12 protein-coding genes and 3 tRNA genes are annotated in these 17,173 nt (G+C 64.7%); 6 read left to right on the top strand and 9 right to left on the bottom strand.

What is annotated here, in order from left to right:
- Nucleotides 1-34: 34 nt before the first annotated feature.
- Genes F2P45_RS18285 through F2P45_RS18265 form a run of 5 tightly spaced genes read right to left on the bottom strand, consistent with a single transcriptional unit; the run spans nucleotide 35 to nucleotide 5,421 of the window.
- Entirely contained in the window at nucleotides 35-622 is a 588-nt protein-coding gene (locus F2P45_RS18285) for a nucleotidyltransferase family protein (RefSeq protein ID WP_166878141.1), read from the bottom strand.
- Nucleotides 623-636: 14 nt separating this feature from the next.
- Nucleotides 637-2,856: a xanthine dehydrogenase family protein molybdopterin-binding subunit gene (locus F2P45_RS18280; RefSeq protein WP_166878138.1), complete on the bottom strand. Its 2,220-nt coding sequence runs from the start codon at nucleotides 2,854-2,856 to the stop codon at nucleotides 637-639.
- Between the two features lie 10 nt (nucleotides 2,857-2,866).
- Complete coding sequence (locus F2P45_RS18275) at nucleotides 2,867-3,325, bottom strand: (2Fe-2S)-binding protein (RefSeq protein ID WP_166878135.1); 459 nt, start codon at nucleotides 3,323-3,325, stop codon at nucleotides 2,867-2,869.
- A gap of 53 nt (nucleotides 3,326-3,378) precedes the next feature.
- Nucleotides 3,379-4,176: a DsbC family protein gene (locus tag F2P45_RS18270; RefSeq protein ID WP_166878132.1), complete on the bottom strand. Its 798-nt coding sequence runs from the start codon at nucleotides 4,174-4,176 to the stop codon at nucleotides 3,379-3,381.
- A 24-nt stretch (nucleotides 4,177-4,200) separates the two neighbouring features.
- On the bottom strand, nucleotides 4,201-5,421 hold the full coding sequence (locus tag F2P45_RS18265) for an FAD-dependent monooxygenase (RefSeq protein ID WP_166878129.1): 1,221 nt from the start codon (nucleotides 5,419-5,421) through the stop codon (nucleotides 4,201-4,203).
- Between the two features lie 118 nt (nucleotides 5,422-5,539).
- Between F2P45_RS18265 and F2P45_RS18260 the strand changes: the two genes are divergently transcribed.
- The 5 genes from F2P45_RS18260 (at nucleotide 5,540) to F2P45_RS18240 (ending at nucleotide 8,474) form a co-directional block, all read left to right on the top strand.
- Nucleotides 5,540-5,615 (top strand) — tRNA-Phe (locus F2P45_RS18260).
- Between the two features lie 298 nt (nucleotides 5,616-5,913).
- Nucleotides 5,914-6,369, top strand: a complete 456-nt coding sequence (locus tag F2P45_RS18255; RefSeq protein WP_166878126.1) for a fasciclin domain-containing protein — start codon at nucleotides 5,914-5,916, stop codon at nucleotides 6,367-6,369.
- A 93-nt stretch (nucleotides 6,370-6,462) separates the two neighbouring features.
- A tRNA-Phe gene (locus F2P45_RS18250) sits at nucleotides 6,463-6,538 on the top strand.
- A 548-nt stretch (nucleotides 6,539-7,086) separates the two neighbouring features.
- The gene (locus tag F2P45_RS18245; protein ID WP_166878123.1) at nucleotides 7,087-8,433 is read left to right on the top strand and encodes a sensor domain-containing protein; all 1,347 of its coding nucleotides are present in this window, start codon (nucleotides 7,087-7,089) and stop codon (nucleotides 8,431-8,433) included.
- Nucleotides 8,409-8,474, top strand: a tRNA-Ser gene (locus F2P45_RS18240). The genes F2P45_RS18245 and F2P45_RS18240 overlap by 25 nt, the downstream gene beginning before the upstream one ends.
- A gap of 129 nt (nucleotides 8,475-8,603) precedes the next feature.
- Here the strand turns inward: F2P45_RS18240 and F2P45_RS18235 are convergent.
- Nucleotides 8,604-10,331 carry a hypothetical protein gene (locus F2P45_RS18235; protein ID WP_166878108.1) on the bottom strand — a complete coding sequence of 576 codons (1,728 nt, stop codon included), beginning with the start codon at nucleotides 10,329-10,331 and terminating at the stop codon, nucleotides 8,604-8,606.
- 13 nt (nucleotides 10,332-10,344) lie between these two features.
- Here F2P45_RS18235 and F2P45_RS37465 point away from each other — a divergent pair, with 13 nt between their 5' ends.
- The gene (locus tag F2P45_RS37465) at nucleotides 10,345-10,497 is read left to right on the top strand and encodes a 50S ribosomal protein L32 (RefSeq protein WP_441295248.1); all 153 of its coding nucleotides are present in this window, start codon (nucleotides 10,345-10,347) and stop codon (nucleotides 10,495-10,497) included.
- A 24-nt stretch (nucleotides 10,498-10,521) separates the two neighbouring features.
- Here F2P45_RS37465 and F2P45_RS18230 read toward each other — a convergent pair whose 3' ends face one another.
- From F2P45_RS18230 to F2P45_RS18220, 3 genes are all read right to left on the bottom strand, one after another.
- A complete protein-coding gene (locus F2P45_RS18230) occupies nucleotides 10,522-11,238 on the bottom strand; it encodes a hypothetical protein (RefSeq protein WP_370663273.1) in 717 nt (238 codons plus the stop codon).
- A 34-nt stretch (nucleotides 11,239-11,272) separates the two neighbouring features.
- On the bottom strand, nucleotides 11,273-13,378 hold the full coding sequence (locus F2P45_RS18225; RefSeq protein WP_229505150.1) for a putative bifunctional diguanylate cyclase/phosphodiesterase: 2,106 nt from the start codon (nucleotides 13,376-13,378) through the stop codon (nucleotides 11,273-11,275).
- A 189-nt stretch (nucleotides 13,379-13,567) separates the two neighbouring features.
- On the bottom strand, nucleotides 13,568-16,897 hold the full coding sequence (locus F2P45_RS18220) for a DEAD/DEAH box helicase (RefSeq protein WP_166878106.1): 3,330 nt from the start codon (nucleotides 16,895-16,897) through the stop codon (nucleotides 13,568-13,570).
- Nucleotides 16,898-17,173: the final 276 nt, after the last annotated feature.

Here is a 17,173-nt window from a genome sequence, read left to right as displayed (position 1 = left end):
GTTCGTGGAGATGGACCAGCGCAAGCTGTCCACCTTACGCGAGTGTACTGGTTTTTAACAGGTCCGCGACGGTATCGATGTCCGAAACAACGCCCGGATCGTCGACCGAAACAACACTCACCGGTTGCGCCTTGAGGATGGCGCGCGCGCCCTGGTCGCCCCGCAGCGCCAGCAGCGCCTCGCGGTGCGCGCGGCCAAAACCCACCGGGTTGCCGCGCTGGCCGGCGTGCACCGGCACCACGATCGGCGCGCCCTGCTCCAGCGCGGCGCGCAACGCCAGCATGGTACCGGCGCGTACATACGGCATGTCGCCCAGCGCGATCAGCCACGATGGCGCGTCCGGCGCATGGCGCAGCGCATGTACCAGCGACGCGGCCATGCCGCTGTCGGCATCGTGGCACACGGTGACGATGCAGCCGAGCGCGCGCAGGCACTCGCCCACGCCGCCATCATCAGGCCGCACGACGGCGATCACGTTGTCTACGCAGGAGAGTAAAACGCGGGCGCTGGCGGCGACAAGCAGTTCGCCGCCAGGCAAAGGCTGGAGCAGCTTGCTCGCTGCACCAGTCGGATCGAATCGGCGCCCCCTGCCGGCGGCCAGCAAAATGCCGACAGGGGTCATGGCCGTGCGCGCAATCAGGCGGCCTTCAGGTCGAACGGCAGCTTGCGCAGCCGCTTCCCCGTCAGCGTGAACAGCGCATTGGCAAACGCCGGCGCCAGCGGCGGCAGGCCAGGTTCGCCCATGCCGGTCGGCGCGTCGTTCGACACCACGGTATGGACGTCGACCTGCGGCATGTCGGCCATGCGCGCCACGGTGTAGTCGCCGAAGTTCTGCTGTTCGACCACGCCATCCTTGAGCGTGATGGCCGCGCCGGCCAAGGTGGTACCGAGCGCCATCAGCACCGCGCCCTGCACCTGCGCTTCGATCGTCAATGGATTGACGACCTGGTTGCAGTGGATGCCGGCGGTGACTTTATGCAGCTTGGGTACGCCCTTGACCACGGATGCTTCGACCACGTACGCGACCACCGAGCCGAACGACTCGTGCAGCGCCACGCCCCATGCGCGGCCCTTGGCCAGCTTGCGCTTGCCGTAGCCGGATTTTTCGACCGCCAGGTCGAGCGCGGCCAAGTGGCGCACATGCTTCTCGCCGATCAGCTTTTTTCGGTAGGCCACCGGGTCCATCTTGGCCACGTGCGCGGCTTCGTCGACCAGGGTTTCCATCACAAAGGCGGTATGGGTCGAGCCCACGGAGCGCCACCACAGTACCGGCACATTGGCCTTGACGTTGTGCACGGAGAGCTTGAGCGGCACCTCGTACGGTGCGCCCATGCCTTCGACCATGGTGTGGTCCACGCCATTCTTGATCATGAACGGTTCGAACGGCGTGCCGCTGATGATCGACTGGCCGACGATGGCGTGATCCCACGCGAGGATATTGCCCTTGGCGTCCAGGCCGATATCGGCGCGGTGCACGTGCGACGGACGGTAGTAGCCGCCCTTGATGTCGTCTTCGCGGCTCCAGATCACTTTGACCGGACCGCTTTTGCCGGCCGCCTTCCAGGCCTTGGCGACGTTGACCGCTTCGACCAGGTAGTCCGACGACGGCACCGCGCGGCGGCCAAAACCGCCGCCCGCCATCATGGTGTTGAGCGTGACCTGCTCGGCTTTCAGGCCCGCCGTGGCGGCGATTGCCGCATGGTCGACCGTTTGCATCTGGGTGCCGGCCCATACGGTGCAGCTGTCGGCCTTGAGGTCGACCACGCAGTTGAGCGGCTCCATCGGCGCGTGCGCCAGGTACGGAAATTCGTAGACGGCCGAAATCTTCTTCGGCGCGCCGGCCAGCTTGCTCACGTCGGCCTGTTTGGCGACGGTGCCGGCTTTTTTGGCCAGCGCCTTGAACTCCGCCATCTGCTTCGACGAGCTCACCTTCTCGACCGCGCTGGTATCCCACTCGATCACCAGCGCGTCGCGGCCCTGCTTGGCCGGCCAGTAGCCGTCCGCGATCACCGCCACGCCACGCCCACCACGGTCGGTTGCGATTTCAAACACGTCGATCACGCCCTTGATCGCGCGCGCCCTGGTCGCGTCCAGCCTGGCGACCTTGGCGCCGAACACCGGCGGGTGCGCCACCACCGCCACTTTGGCGTCGGGCAGGGTGAAGTCGATGCCGAACTGCTGCTTGCCGTTCGACTTGGCCAGCGCGTCGAGGCGCTTGACCGGTTTGCCGATGAAGCGGAAATCCTTGGCGTCCTTGAGCACCACGGTGGCCGGCATCGGCTGCTTCATGGCGGCGTCGGCCAGCGAACCGTAGCTGGCTTTGCGTCCGTCCGGGTGCAGCACGAAGCCGCTGGCGGTAGTCAGCTGCGACGCTTGCGCCTTCCACTGCTCGGCGGCGGCGGCCACCAGCATCGCGCGCGCCTTGGCGCCGATTTCGCGGTACTGCATGAACGAGTGGGCGATGGTGCCCGAGCCGCCGGTGATCTGCATGCCGAACGCCGGGTCCTTGAAAACATCGCCGGCCGGCGCCAGTTCGCCGCGCATCTGCGACCAGTCGGCGTCGAGTTCCTCGGCGATCAGCATCGGCAGCGCGGTGTGCACGCCCTGGCCGAATTCGAGCCGGTTGACCATGACCGTGACGCTGTTATCCGGCGCGATGCGCAGGAACGCGTTGGGCGCGTACACCGGCTTGGCGGCGGCATCGGCCGCGCGCGCGAACTTGTTCGCACCGGGCATGAAGAAGCCCAGCACCAGGCCACTGGTGGCGACGGCGCCGGCTTTCATGAAACTGCGGCGCGACATGCCGCCTTCAGGCGGGCGTGTCAACGCCGCCTGGTTGATCCATTCGGTACGCATGCGACTCTCCTCAGGCTAATGTAGTCGCCGCGTCCTTGATGGCTGCGCGGATTCGTTGATAGGTGCCGCAGCGGCAGATATTGCCGCTCATGGCGCCGTCGATGTCGTCATCGGTCGGTTTCTTGTTGGTGCGCAGCAGGGCCGTGGCGCTCATCACCTGGCCGCTCTGACAGTAGCCGCATTGCGGCACGTCGTGGCGTACCCACGCATCCTGCACCGCCTTGCCGACCGCGTCGCCCTCCATCGCTTCGATGGTGGTGATCTTCTGGCCGGCGGCGGCCGAAATGGGCGTGATGCACGAGCGGATCGCGTCGCCGTTCAGGTGCACCGTACAGGCGCCGCACAGGGCCGCGCCGCAGCCGAATTTAGTGCCCGTCATGTTCAGGTTATCGCGCAACGCCCACAGGATGGGCGTGGCCGGATCGGCGTCGACCTGCATGTCGCGGCCGTTGATATTCAAAGTGACCATGTACTACTCCCTTGTTTTGGTACTGCGCTTCGGACTGCTATTTTTATACGGTGCTATTTTTTTGCCGCGACCGGCGCTGGCGCAGCCGCCGCGGCAGGCTTGGCTGTTTTGTTCAGGCTGGCGAATTTGGCTTCCAGTCCCTTGGTATCGATCGCGCCAGGAATGCGGCTGCCGTCGACAAAGAAGATCGCCGGCGTCCCCTCGATGCGCAGTTTGCGACCGAGTTCGAACACCTTGTCGTTCGGGTTGGCGCAGTTGGCGGCGGCGGCCGGCGCTGCTTTGTTATCGAGCATCCAGTCATCCCAGGCCTTGTTGCGGTCGGGCGCGCACCAGATGTTCTTGGACTTGGCCGACGAATCCTCGGACAGGATGTTGTACATGAAGGTGTACACCGTCACGTTGTCGATTTCCTTGAGCGTGGTCTGGCGGAAGCGCTTGCAGTAGCCGCAGTTCGGGTCTTCGAAGATGGCGATGGTGCGCTTGCCGTCGCCCTTGACCAGCTTGAGCGCATGCTGGAACGGCAGGTCGCTGAACTTGATCATGTTGATCTCGTCGACGCGCTCCTTGGTCAGGTTGCGCTGCGTCTTGACGTCCACCACCTGGCCGAAGATCAGGTACTCGCCTGCTTCGTCGGTGTAGATGATGTCGCCATTGGCGCGTACCTCATACAGGCCGCTGTAAGGCGTCTTTTTGATCGATTCGATCTTCAAGTCCTTGCCCAGGCGAGGCTCGATGCGCTTCCTGATCGTCTCTTCCAGGCCCGCTTTGGCCGGGGCGGGTGCGGGGGCGGCGCTGGCGACAGTGGCGGACAATCCGGCCAACACGAACAGCGCGAGTTTACTTTTAGTCATAGCTTCTCCGATTCCTTTAACAGCCTACTTGCCCATGGCGTGCGACATCAGTCGACGCTTCAGCAGTGGCAACTTGTCCAGCAAATTCAGTCCCAGGTTACGCGCGATGCGCACCGGTTCCAGGTTGGTACCGAACAGGCGCGCCAGGCCGTCCGTGGCGACCTGCATCAGCAGGATGTCTTCCTTGCGCGCGCGGGCGTAGCGTGCCAGCACGCGCTCGTCGCCGATGGCGCGCTGCGGTTCGCGCGCGGCGATGGTCTTGAGCAGGGCGGCGACATCGGCAAAGCCGAGGTTCATGCCGTGGCCGGCCAGCGGATGGACCACGTGGGCGGCGTCGCCCACCAGCGCCACGCGCGGCGCGACGATGGCATGCGGGCGAATCAGCGCCAGCGGCAGGTCCTTGACCGCCTCCGGCTGCAGCGGTTTGAGTTCGCCCAGCTTGTCGCCGGCCAGCACCGCGAGGCGCACGGCCAGTTCGCCCAGGCTTTCGTTCATGATGGTGTCGGCCAGCGCATCGGGCGCGGACCAGACCAGCGAAACGCGTTTTCCGGGCAGCGGCAGCAGCGCCACGATGCCTTCTTCGCCGGTGAACCACTGGTGCGCCACGCCATGGTGCGGTTTTTCGCAGGCGAAGTTGGCCACCACGGCGCGCTGGTGGTAGGAGCGGTAGTCGACTCCGATATCGCACTGGCCGCGCACCCACGACTGGGCGCCGTCGGCGCCGACCACCAGCGCACTGGCGATCGTGCCGCCGTCGTCGAGGCGCACGGTGGCGCCGTCAGGGTCGCTGGCCAGGCCCACCGCGCGGCCCTGGACGATGGTGACATTGGGCGCGAAGCGCAGCGCGGCGTCGAGCGCCTGGTTCAGGTTGCGGTCTTCGACAATCCAGGCCAGCGCGCCGACATGGGCGCCAAAAGCATCGAAGGCCAGATCGCCCGGTTTGGCGCCATCGCCGTTGACGGCCATGACATCGACCGCGGCCACCCGCTCCATATCGAGCGCGCCCCACACCTTGAGCTGGGACAGCAAGCCGTGCGCGGTGTGGTTGAGCGCGTAGACGCGCACATCCCAGGGCTGCTCGCCGCCGGTGGCGGCAAGGTTGGAAGGGGCCGATGGCGGGACCAGCACGGTGACGCTGTGACCGGCCTGGGCGAACCCGAGCGCGGTCGTCTTGGCGATGGCGCCGTTGCCAACGATGCACACCGCGCTCTGATGACGCGCGGAAGAAGAATTTGGACTAGTCATACAGAGCATTATAGCGGCTGGCAAGCAGACAGTTTTTTGCGGCAGCCGAACGATTTATCGATAAAGTTGCCAGTCGGCCTTGCAAAGTGCGAATCGGCTGTCTATAATCATGCCTCTTGGCCTGGTAGCTCAGTCGGTAGAGCAGAGGATTGAAAATCCTTGTGTCGGTGGTTCGATTCCGCCCCGGGCCACCAAGAATTCAGAAACGCCACCTTCGGGTGGCTTTTTGCATTTCCGCTCGCCACTTTCCGCTCTCCTCTTTTTGGCGCCCGGCTGCGTGATGGACTCTGCCAACCGCTCGCCTCGCAGTAAATCGCCTGCCTCGATGCGAACCGCATTTGAACCGCTATATCTTAGCCGCGCAAGCGCACACAATAGACTTGCATGGGCAGAAACGATAAATTGGCTGCATACCGGTTCAATATCGGTGCAGCAGAGTCCCTCTTAACCCTTCGCATCGTGCGGCGGTCAATCTATCTAAAGGAAATCGCAATGAAAAAAGTACTCATCGCAACAGCATTCTCCCTGGCATTTGGCGCTGCGAATGCAGCCGATATCGTCGATACCGCCAAGTCGGCCGGCACCTTCAATACGCTGGTCGCGGCGGTGCAGGCTGCGGGCCTGGTCGACACCTTGAAAGGCCCGGGTCCGTTCACTGTGTTCGCGCCAACCGATGAAGCCTTCGCAAAAATCCCGAAAGCCAAGCTCGATGCCCTGCTTAAAGACAAAGCCGCGCTGACCAAGGTGCTCACTTACCACGTGGTGCCAGGCAAAGTGATGGCGGCGGATGTGAAGCCGGGCGCGGTCAAGTCGGTTCAAGGCAGCAACCTGACTGTGACGGCGGCGGGCGGCAAGGTCATGCTCGACAAGGCGCATGTGGTCAAGACCGATATCGCGGCCGATAACGGCGTGATTCACGTGATCGATACGGTCGTGATGCCGAAATAAGCGGCAAAAGTGGGGATGCGGTGCGGGCGTGAATGCAATACTGGCACTGCCCACTAGCCAGACCGGCCGGGGGCTGCTATGATAGCGACCCTTGGCCTGGTAGCTCAGTCGGTAGAGCAGAGGATTGAAAATCCTTGTGTCGGTGGTTCGATTCCGCCCCGGGCCACCAAGAACATCGCTCACGCAACGCCAACCATCGCTGGTTGGCGTTTTTGTTTGTGGAACTTGTCGTCCTCGTGTCAGGTCTATGTCGGCTCATCCCGCAGTCACGACCGCTCATCAACGGTGATAGGTCCGATCGAGCAGGCAATGCAGTCGTCATTGCTGCATCATCAGTCCACTTCTGCACACTTCCGCTGAAATTCTCCGTAACATCCGCCGCATATGTAGTCGCGCTCATCGTCATTCCAAAGAATCACGCTCTTCGTCCGGACAGCAGATAATTTCGATTTCTTTGTAGTCGAAGACGAAGCCCATCACGGGAGAGTCATACCACGGAGTTTTCCGCTGCCGGGGCACCGTGGCCGTGATTTCCCCCTGTCCTACATGTCCAGAGTTAAGTATCCCGAGGATGGCAGCGCGCTCCGCACTCGGCCGCCAGGGCAGCGAAGTTGACGTATTTCGCCATGCCAGGGTCGCGGCGGGTTGTCGACGTGTCCACGTTTACCGCGATGGCTCCGATTCCTTGCTCCCGTCAAATGTCCGTTAAAATGGAACATGGAAAATATCGTCGCCGCCCCCGTGGCCAACCTCACTGACTTGCTGCTTGACGCTGTCTGCATGGTCGACGCCGGTGGACGTTTCGTGTTTGTCAGCGCCGCCTGCGAACGCATCTTCGGCTATACCCAACAGGAAATGATCGGCAAGCTCATGATCGATCTTGTCGCGCCGGCCGACCGTGAGCGCACGCTGGCTGCGGCGCGCAACATCATGAACGGCGAATCCCATATCCATTTCGAAAACCGTTACCTGCGTAAGGACGGGAGCATCGCCCATATCATGTGGTCGGCGCGCTGGTCCGAGCCTGATCAGTTGCGCGTGGCGGTTGCGCGCGATGTAACGCTCCTGAAGCAGGCCCAGGCGCTGCAGGCGGTGCTCTACGCCATTTCCGAGGCGGCGCAGGCAAGCGACGACTTGGTGGACCTGTTTCAGCGCAGCCACGCGATCATCGGCGACCTGCTGCCCGCCTCCGGTTTTGGCGTGGCCCTGCTCGACACGGCCGGCCAGCACTTGCACTTTGCCTATTACGTCGACGGCGGCATGCCGTCCAATGCGTCCTTGACGCGCGTGCTGTGCGAGGAAGCGGTTCGACGCGCAGCGCCGCTGCTGCTGAAGTCCGGGAGCAGTGAAGCACTGCCGGCACAGTTGCAGGCAGTGGCGAACAGCATGACAGGCGGCGCACTTGCGGTGCCACTGAAGACTCCCGAGGGTATCGTCGGCGTTATCGTACTGTGCACGGGAACCGAGGGCGCCAGCTACATGGCTCACGACCGCGACCTGCTGCTGTTCGTGGCGGACCAGCTCGCCGCCGCCATCCAGCGCAAGCGCTTGCATGCGCAAATGCATTTCATGGCTATGTACGACGAGCTCACCCGCCTGCCGAACCGGCGCCTGCTCTACGACCGGCTCGACACCGCCCTCGCCCGCGCTCGACGTCAGCAGGAGGGCTTGTCCTTGCTGTTCATCGACCTGAACCGGTTCAAACTGGTCAACGACAGCTACGGCCACGCATGTGGCGACCTGTTGCTGCGGCAGGTCGCGCGCCGCATCGCCTTCTGCCTGCGCAACGCCGATACGCTGGCGCGCCTGGGCGGTGATGAATTCGTCGTCCTGCTGGAAAATAGCGCCCTGCCCTCGAATGCGGGGCTGGTCGTGGATAAAATCCATCTGGCGCTGGCGGCGCCGGTCGACCTTGGCGAAGGCATCCAACTGCAGGTTTCCGTCAGCATCGGCATTGCGCATTATCCTGAGCATGGCGACAATCGGCAGGCCCTCATGTCCCACGCGGATGAGAGGATGTATGCCGCCAAGGCGGTCGTGGCGGGGGCAGGATCAGAGGATTGAAAATCCTTGTGCCGGTGGTTCGATTCCGCCCCGGGCCACCAAGAACGGTATCAAACGACAACGCCAACCCATGCAGGTTGGCGTTGTCGTTTCCGGCATCCGTAGTCGGCCTGCGCGACCATCTGCCTCAACAGCTCAAGCTTCTACCCAATCCCCCTTACAAGAAAAACCTAGATCCCGAACGCCTTCAGTCCGGCATCGAGCACGACTTCCAAGGGATTCCGCTTCTGCCCGCCCGGATGCATATTGCGCGGCACCTCTTCGTACAGGAAGTAGGCATCCGGTCCACTGAATTGATCGTGAAAAAGCGACTGCCTGCCTCTCAGATAAGGAACAAACGGGTCGGCGCGGACGGTGGAGTACATGGCATTGACGCTAAAACCCAGGGTCGCATCCTGGCTGATGGTGCGGCCACTCAAGGTGCTTTCCAGCCGCACGCCTCGGCAGCCCTTGACGATGAGCGTGACCGGCCCTTCAAAAGCGAGGTAACGCAACTGGAGCGTCAGCCATGCATGCAAGGTGCCCAGGCGCCAGTGACTGCGAATGACCGGGCGCTGCCCGGACTTGCAGATCATCCCGACCAGCCCGCGCGGCTGCAGCACGATCGCCTCTCCCTCAGCAATCTCGAGCAGGGCGACGTCATCGAGTGCATCGACGGTGGACGACACCACCACATCCGCAGGCTGCATCGTGCGAAGCCGCTTCAACATCCACAAGTGCGCGGCGACGCTGGTCAGCCAGTGGCGCCAGCTAAACAGCAGCTTCGTCGTGACGTGGACACCTGCGGGCTGACTCTGGCAATAGTCGGGACGGACGAGCATCTCATCGCCAGGCGCCAGGTTCACGTTCTGCGACACTGCGGAAATGACTGAGCTCTGGCGTGCCCGCTGCGCGTTTGCCGAAGGTGACGCGGGTGCACTGCCCTGCGTTTTACCGATCACAATCGCCGGCCTGCGTGCGGCCAGCGGCGCCAGCACGAAATAGAAGAATGTCCGGATGGCGGCGGGCACAAGCCACCATCCGATCAGCACGCCGAGCGCCGCTGGCAGCACCGGACGCACCACCAGGTAAGCTTGCCAAACGTGATTCTGTTCCGACAGGCCCTCGGCCCGGCGCAGCCGCTCGCGCAGCGGTGCGGCAAGCGCGACGAGGCGCTGCTCATCGACCCGAAATGCGGCAATCGGAGCGGGAAGCGACAGCCCATCAAGCAGCGCCTGCTGGGCACGAAAGTCCTTGTACGCTTTCCGGTTCGCGGCGCGCAGATCGTTGACCTCCCGCTCCAATTGCTGCACGCGCTCATAGGGGGCGGTGAAGGGAACGTTGACCAGCAGTCCTCCCAGAGCCTGTTGATGGACCAGCTCCTTTTGCCTGCTCTGGTAGAGCGCGTAAATTCTCACGTGCGCGAGCTGGAGTTGCTTGAGTGTGTCCAGCGCAGCCTGCCGGTTACCCAGGGCAACAAGACGCGCACGCAAGGCCATCAGATGATCCCGCGCCTGGCGCCGCAGTTCGATCTCGGCTGCACGCATGGCCTGCTGCCTGACATGGTCGACGATCCGATCCGCGCCCTTGAACGCGTCGGACGGCAGCGATACCTTATCGCGCTCGCGCTGCTGAAGGCGGATCTCGTTGTCGAGGACCCGGATTTGCTCATCGAGCTGCTGCACCGTCGCCCCGGACAATTGCTCCACCTGACGCGCAATGCGCTGTGCGACTGTGGCCTGATGGTCGCTCAGATCACCTTGTACTGCACGCAGCGCCGGAACTTCCTTGACAATGCCTTGAACCTGCATCCACTCGCCGCGAATCCATTTTGCGGAAACCAGAACGAGCACAATGAACGTGAATACAAACAGATTACGCCGAACGGTCTGGAACACAACGGAAAGAAAATGACCCACGCAGAACCACCGAATGTTAGAAATTGCAAAGAAGCGGGAGACGCCAACGAAAAACCACAGCAGGAACTACCACAAGCATTGTCAAGCGTCGACTACCCATGCAGCGTGCGCCAACGACGGCCTGGCCTCTATGCCTCACATGCAAAACATACCACTATCCTGGTAACACAATCGGAAACGGACATCGTCTTCATGCATGGCCGCCATCGTTGCGTCCCATGCCGGGTGCGATCTGGATTCCCATGGCGCCGCTACCGCCCTCCATCTCCGCCGCCGCGCCCTTGTTGCCGCCCCTGTCGGCGTCGCCCTTGCCACGGCCCGCCCCGGCCTGCGCGCGCGTCGGCCCTTGCAGCGGAATGACGACGTCGCCCGGCACCGGCCCCAGGTCGAGCGCCGCGCGGATAAAGCTGCGCAGCGAGATCACCAGGTCCGCCGTATGGATGGGACGGCCGGCAGCCAGGTCGGCCGCGGCCTGTCCCGCCAGGCGGCAGTGCTCTTCGGTTCCCAGCAGGAGAATATCGGCCAGGGCCGCTTCGACGGCGTCACGGATGCGGCGTGAGCGATCCGAACTGGCCGGTCCCTCGGGCGCGCCGGCCTCGTCCAGCGCTGGACGGCTGCCCTGGCGCAGATCGCGCAAGTGCGTCGGATCGACCGTCAACTGTCCGGTAAACGATCCGCCCAGGGTGCGATAGGCGGACATCAGCGTTTTCAGGCGCTCGTTGATCTGGCGGTTCATGCGCTCGCGGCGTTGCTGAACGGTCTGCATGATGAGCATGCGGATGCCCACCCCGAGCAAGGTGAAGACCGCCAATCCGACGATGGTCGTCATCGCCCCTTGCCATGAACTGAAATCGATCGTGCGCATCCCGGTCTCGACAGCTGTTTTCGATGCGGCCAGTGTACCCATTTGTCGCCGCCGGCGCTGCGCCGCACATCCGGAATCAGCGCCCTGCCACCTTCAGGACCGGCGCGCCCCCGCCCGCGCGCACCAGGGCTTCGAACTCGTGCGCCGGCAACGGTTTGCTGCGCAGGTAACCCTGGTACTGGTCGCAACCGAGTTCACGCAGATAGGCCAGCTGCGCATCGGTTTCGACACCTTCGGCAATCACCTTCAGGCGCAGGCTGTGCGCCAGCGCGATCACCGAGCGCACGATCGCGGCATCGTCGGCGTCGGAACTGATGTCGCGGACAAAAGAACGGTCGATCTTGAGCGTATCGAGCCGGAACTGCTTCAGGTAGCTCAGGCTGGAATAGCCGGTGCCGAAATCGTCCACCGAAATATGGATCCCCTGTCCGTGCAGGCGGTCGAGCATCCGGGCCGCGTCGGCCGGGTTGTGCATCACCACGCTTTCGGTCACTTCCAGCTCCAGGCAAGAGGCATCCATGCCGGTATCGCGCAGCACGCCGGCAACGAACTCCGGCAAGTCCTTCTGGCGGAATTGATACGCCGACAGATTGACCGCCACCCGCAGCTGCGCCATGCCGGCCAGTTGCCAGGCACGGTTCTGGCGGCATGCCTCGCGCAGCACCCAGGCGCCGAGCGGGATGATCAGGCCGATTTCCTCGGCGACGCCGATGAAATCGTTGGGCGGCACCATGCCGCGCTGCGGGCAGCGCCAGCGCACCAGCGCTTCCATCGCCACCACCGCGCCGCTGGCGACATCCACCTTGGGCTGGTAGTGCAGCTCGAATTGCTGGTTTTCCAGCGCCAGGCGCAGCGCGCGTTCGAGCGCCAGCCGGGCGCCGGCGGCGGCGTTCATCGCCGGCGCGAAAAACTGGTGGTTGGCGCGCCCGACCTTCTTGGCATGGTACATGGCGCTGTCGGCATTGGTCATCAGGTCGCGCAGGCTGGTGCCGTCGTCGGGATACATGCTGATGCCGATGCTGGCCGACACGCTCTGGACCTGCCCCTCCACATCGAGCGGCAGGGCAATGGTGTCGAGCATTTTCCGGGCGACGCTGGCCACCGCCGTTGGCGCCCCGACGTCGCCGAGCAGCACCACGAATTCATCGCCGCCCAGGCGCGCCACCGTATCGTTGGCGCGCAGGCAATCGCTCAGGCGCGCCGCCACCGCCTGCAACAGCTTGTCGCCGTACTGATGGCCGAGCGAATCGTTGATGGTTTTGAAACGGTCCAGATCGAGGAACATCAGGGCGAAGCGCTTGCCCGAGCGTTCGGCGCCGTGAATGGCCTGGACAATGCGGTCTTCCAGCAGGCTGCGGTTGGGCAGGCGGGTCAGGCTGTCGTGCAGCGCCAGATGGTGCAGCTGGCGGTTGGCGCGCCGCAGCGAACTGACCAGGCTGGCCGTGCGCGTGGCCAGGCGCGAATCGACCACCGACAGCAGCAAGGCCATGGTCAGCAGCGAGACTGCGGCGACGCCGACCAGCAGCGCCAGCCAGTTCCCGTCGAGCCCGCCAGTGGAGGTGCAGACGCTGGCGGCGTCGAAGCGCGCCGCCTCCATGCCGGTGAAATGCATGACGATGATGGCCAGTCCCATGAGCACCGCGGCACCCGCCTTCTTGGCATGCGCGACCCAGCTGTTGCCGGCGCGAAGGGTGAACGCCAGCCAGAGCGCCACGATCGACGCCACCACGGCAATGACCGCCGACGCCGCCACGCCAAGCACGTCGTAGCTGATGGCCGGCGCCATGTTCATGGCATGCATGCCCATATAATGCATCCCGCAAATGCCAGCACCCATCAGCAAGCCACCCACCAGAAAATGCATCCGGCTGACACTGGGACGGGTGACGATGCGCAGGGCAAAAGCGGACACGCCGATCGCCACCAGCAGCGACAGCATCGTGATGCCAAGGTCATAACTCATGCGGATCGGCAAGCTGAACGCCAGCATGCTGATGAAGTGCATCGACCAGATGCCGCAGCCCATGGCCAGCGCGCCACCGGCCAGCCAGAGCGTACTGGCGCGCCCGCGCGTCGCCACGACCCGGCCGGTCAGGTTAATGGCGGTGTAGGATGCCATCACCGCGACGAAGACGGAGAGCACGACCAGGCCCGCGTGATAGGTGCCGTTTAGATACTGCAAAGGAAATCCTGTCTCGGTAGAGTGCCAAACAGAATTATCGACGCGCTCCGGCCAAGCTTGAGCACTTATAGTGTAAATCAGAAAAGTATATTGATGAAAATCAATGTTATGTTGTCATCTTATCCACGCCCGACATGAGCGGCGCATAGCGGAGGCCTGCCGGCCGGACCTGAAAAAGCGGCCCGACCTCTATTCATTGGCCGCGAATGCGGCGGCACTGCGCGCGCGCCGCGGCGGCGCCGGCGCCGCCTCCAGCGGCGCGAAAATCCCCTGCAAATCCTCCGCGGTAATCTGCAATCCCTGCGTAGCGCCGCCGCTGAGCACGGCGCCGGCCAGCGCCGCCTTGCGGTGCTGCATCTCCTGGATCTTTTCCTCCAGCGTGTCCCTGGCGATCAGCTTGTAGACGAATACCGGCTTGTCCTGGCCGATGCGCCAGGCGCGGTCGGTGGCCTGGTTCTCCACCGCCGGATTCCACCACGGATCATAGTGGATCACCGTGTCGGCCGCCGTCAGGTTCAGGCCGACACCGCCCGCCTTCAGGCTGATCAGGAAGAGCGGCACCGTGCCGCCCTGGAACGCCGCCACCTGCGCGGCGCGGTCCCTGGTGTCGCCCGTGAGCAGGGCGTAGGGAATCCGGCGCGCGCGCAGTTCTTCTTCGATCAGCGCCAGCATGCTGGTGAACTGCGAAAACACCAGGATCTTGCGGCCTTCGTCGAGCAACTCTTCCAGCATGCCGGTCAGCGCCGCCAGCTTGGCCGACGGTGCCGCGCTCTTGCGCCCGCCGCTCATGGCCACCAGGCGCGGATCGCAGCACACCTGGCGCAGCTTGAGCAAGGCTTCCAGGATCACGATCTGGCTGCGCGCCACGCCCTTGCTGGCGATCGCCGCCCGCACCTTCTTGTCCATCGCCAGGCGCACCGTCTCGTACAGGTCGCGCTGGGCGCCGGCCAGGGTCACTTCGCGCAGCATCTCGCTCTTGGCGGGCAATTCCTTGGCCACGTGGTCCTTGGTGCGGCGCAACAGGAAAGGCTTGATGCGGCGCGTCAGGAAGGCGTTCCGGCCGGAGTCGCCGTCGCGCTCGACCGGCTTGCGGAAGTCGCTGTTGAATTGCTTTTCGTCGCCCAGCAGCCCCGGCAGCAAGAAGTGGAACTGCGACCACAATTCGCCCAGGTGGTTTTGCAGCGGTGTGCCGGTCAGGCACAGGCGGTGGCGCGCGCGCAGCAGCGCGGCCGTCTCGGCCGCCTTGGAGCGGTGATTCTTGATGTATTGCGACTCGTCCAGGATCAGCAGATGGAATTCCTGCTCCAGCAAGGCCGCCTCGTCGCGCGGCAGCAGCGCATAGGTGGTCAGGACCAGGTCGCAGCCGGCCATCTGGCCGAAGCGCCCGGTCCGGTCGGGGCCATGCAGCAGGAGCACCCGCAGCGATGGCGCGAAGCGCGCGGCTTCGTCCTGCCAGTTGCCCATCAGGCTGGTGGGCGCGACAACCAGGACCGGACGGTCCAGCCGCCCCGCTTCCTTTTCCAGCAGGATGTGGGACAGGGTCTGGATGGTCTTGCCCAGGCCCATGTCGTCGGCCAGGATGCCGGCCAGGCCGAATTCGCGCAGAAACTGCATCCACGCCACGCCTTCTTGCTGGTAGCCGCGCAGCGTCGCCTGCAAACCGCGCGGCGGCGCCACCGCTTGCACGCCGTCGAAGCCGGCCAGGCGCTGGCCCAGGGCGCGCAGGCGTTCGCCGCCGATCCAGCGCAGGCGCGCCCCCGCTTCCAGCTCGGCCAGGCGGGCCGCGTCCAGGCTGGGCAGGCGGATGGCGTTGCCGATGCGCTCCAGGAAATACAGTTCGCCCAGGGTGGTCAGGATCGGCCGCACGCGGCTCCACGGCAGGCCCACACGCGCGCCGCCGGGCAGGCGCGCCATCAGCAGGTCGCTGTCGGCATGCGCCGCCAGCGCCTGCGCATCGAATTCCATGGGGGCGCTGCGGATCAGTTGCAGCAGGATCGGCAGCAGGGGCACGCGCTCGCCCTCGACCACGATGCCCAGTTCCAGCTCGAACCAGGCATTGCCCTCGGCGCCCGGGTCGACCTCGGCGTACCAGTCGTCGATCGCGCGCAGGTCGAAGCGGAAGCTGGGCGCCAGTTCCAGCAGCCAGCCGCGGGCGCGCAGGGCCGGCAGGCCGGCGCGCCCGAATTCCAGCCAGGCCTCGCTATCGGCCAGCTCCAGCGCCCCCGCGAAGCGCTTCAGCGCGGGCGCGCCGCTGGGGCGGAAGCCGTAGCGTTCCAGGGTGGCGCGGGCCAGCGTCTCGGCGCCGCCGTCGCGCTCGATCTGCTCGCTGCCGCCTGGCGCCTGGCGCACCAGCCGCGCGCCGGGGTCGGCCGAGGCGCGCGTGCCGTCGTAGTCGAAGGCCAGCACGGCGTAATCGTGCCAGCCTGCGGCGTGCTCCATGCTGCCCAGCAAAAGATACGGGGTGCAGCCGATATCGCGGCGCACGGTTTCGGCCATCACGGGCGGCAGCGGGATCAGGCGCTCCAGTTGCAGGGATTGCATTTCAGCGCCAAGGCGCGCCGCCTGCGCCGCCGCGACCTGGGGCGCCAGCCGGACCAGGTCCAGCACGGCCGCCGTGGGCATGGCGCGCAGCGCGGCCGGCAAGTCGAGCTCGCCCACTTCGTCGTCATGCAGGTACATCGGCGGATCGGTCGGCAGGATGGTGTCGATGGCGCCGCCCTCGCCCTCCCAGACCAGGCTGATCATGCCGTTCGCGCTGCGCCAGGCCGGCGCGGCGGCGCGCCGCGCACCGCGTGTCAGTGGCCGCATCCTGCCCTTGAGGTCCTTGCGCGAGCCGGCCCGCAGCAGCAGGCCCTGGTCGAGCAATTGGGCGAGCAACTGCGCTCCGAGCGCGCCGCGTGGCTGGGCCACCGCGCCGTAGGCGTCGCCGTCGGCGCGCAGGGCGAGGAACAAGCGGATCAATTCGCCCTGCGCGCCGCCACTGGCCGCTTCGGCCACCAGTTCGTAGCCCTGCGCAATTGCGCTGGCGCTGGCGTAGCCGCCGCCCGGGCGCGGACGCGAACGGCACAGCGCCAGGTCCAAGCCGCTATGTTGCTTGGATGGCAGGAAAACGTAAATCAACTGCGAAGCCGGCTTGTCCATCCCGGCGACATCGGCTGCGGCGGCCACCCGTGCAAGCCGGTCGAGCCAGGCGGTGCTGGCATACGGCAACGCAGGCGCGGATGGCGCTTGCGCCTCCGGGCGCTGCAAATACGTCAACAGGACGGCGACCACGTGCTTGCAGTTGTATTCCATGGGACAGGAGCAACTGCCGTCGATCATCACCCCGCCATCCTCGCTCACCGCGATCATTTGCCGGTAGAACGAGCGGCCGCTGCCGCGCACCGTGCCCACGATGTCGTCCCCCTCGACGCTGCAGAAATGCACTTTGCCGCGCCGAAAGTAATCACTGCCGCGCGCGTAAGTCGCTTCATCGATATTTTCATGAATGTCGTCGTCGTCGAAAATGGGCATATGCATGGGAATTGAGGGATCGGAAAGATGGCCGCTATTATCGCAGCGCAGGCGCGGCATGGCACGGCATATATGACTTGCGTACGACGCGATGGTTCCCGGCTGCCAGCGCCGCAAGATACCTGGCGGATCCCGTTTCAGCGCCCGGGCAGACGATCGGTCTACTGCATTCCGGCGCATTGCTTGCCCGCCGATAGGCAAAAACGCCACCCGAGGGTGGCGTTTTCAGTTGGTGCGGCCCGGCTTCAAGGCCAGGCGCTGCTGTCTCAGTTAAAGATGAAA

It is taken from the genome of Massilia mucilaginosa (assembly GCF_011682145.1).
Taxonomy (GTDB): Bacteria; Pseudomonadota; Gammaproteobacteria; order Burkholderiales; family Burkholderiaceae_D; genus Telluria_A; species Telluria_A mucilaginosa.
Note: the sequence above shows the minus strand (reverse complement) of the source record. Positions and strands in the feature narration are given on the sequence as shown.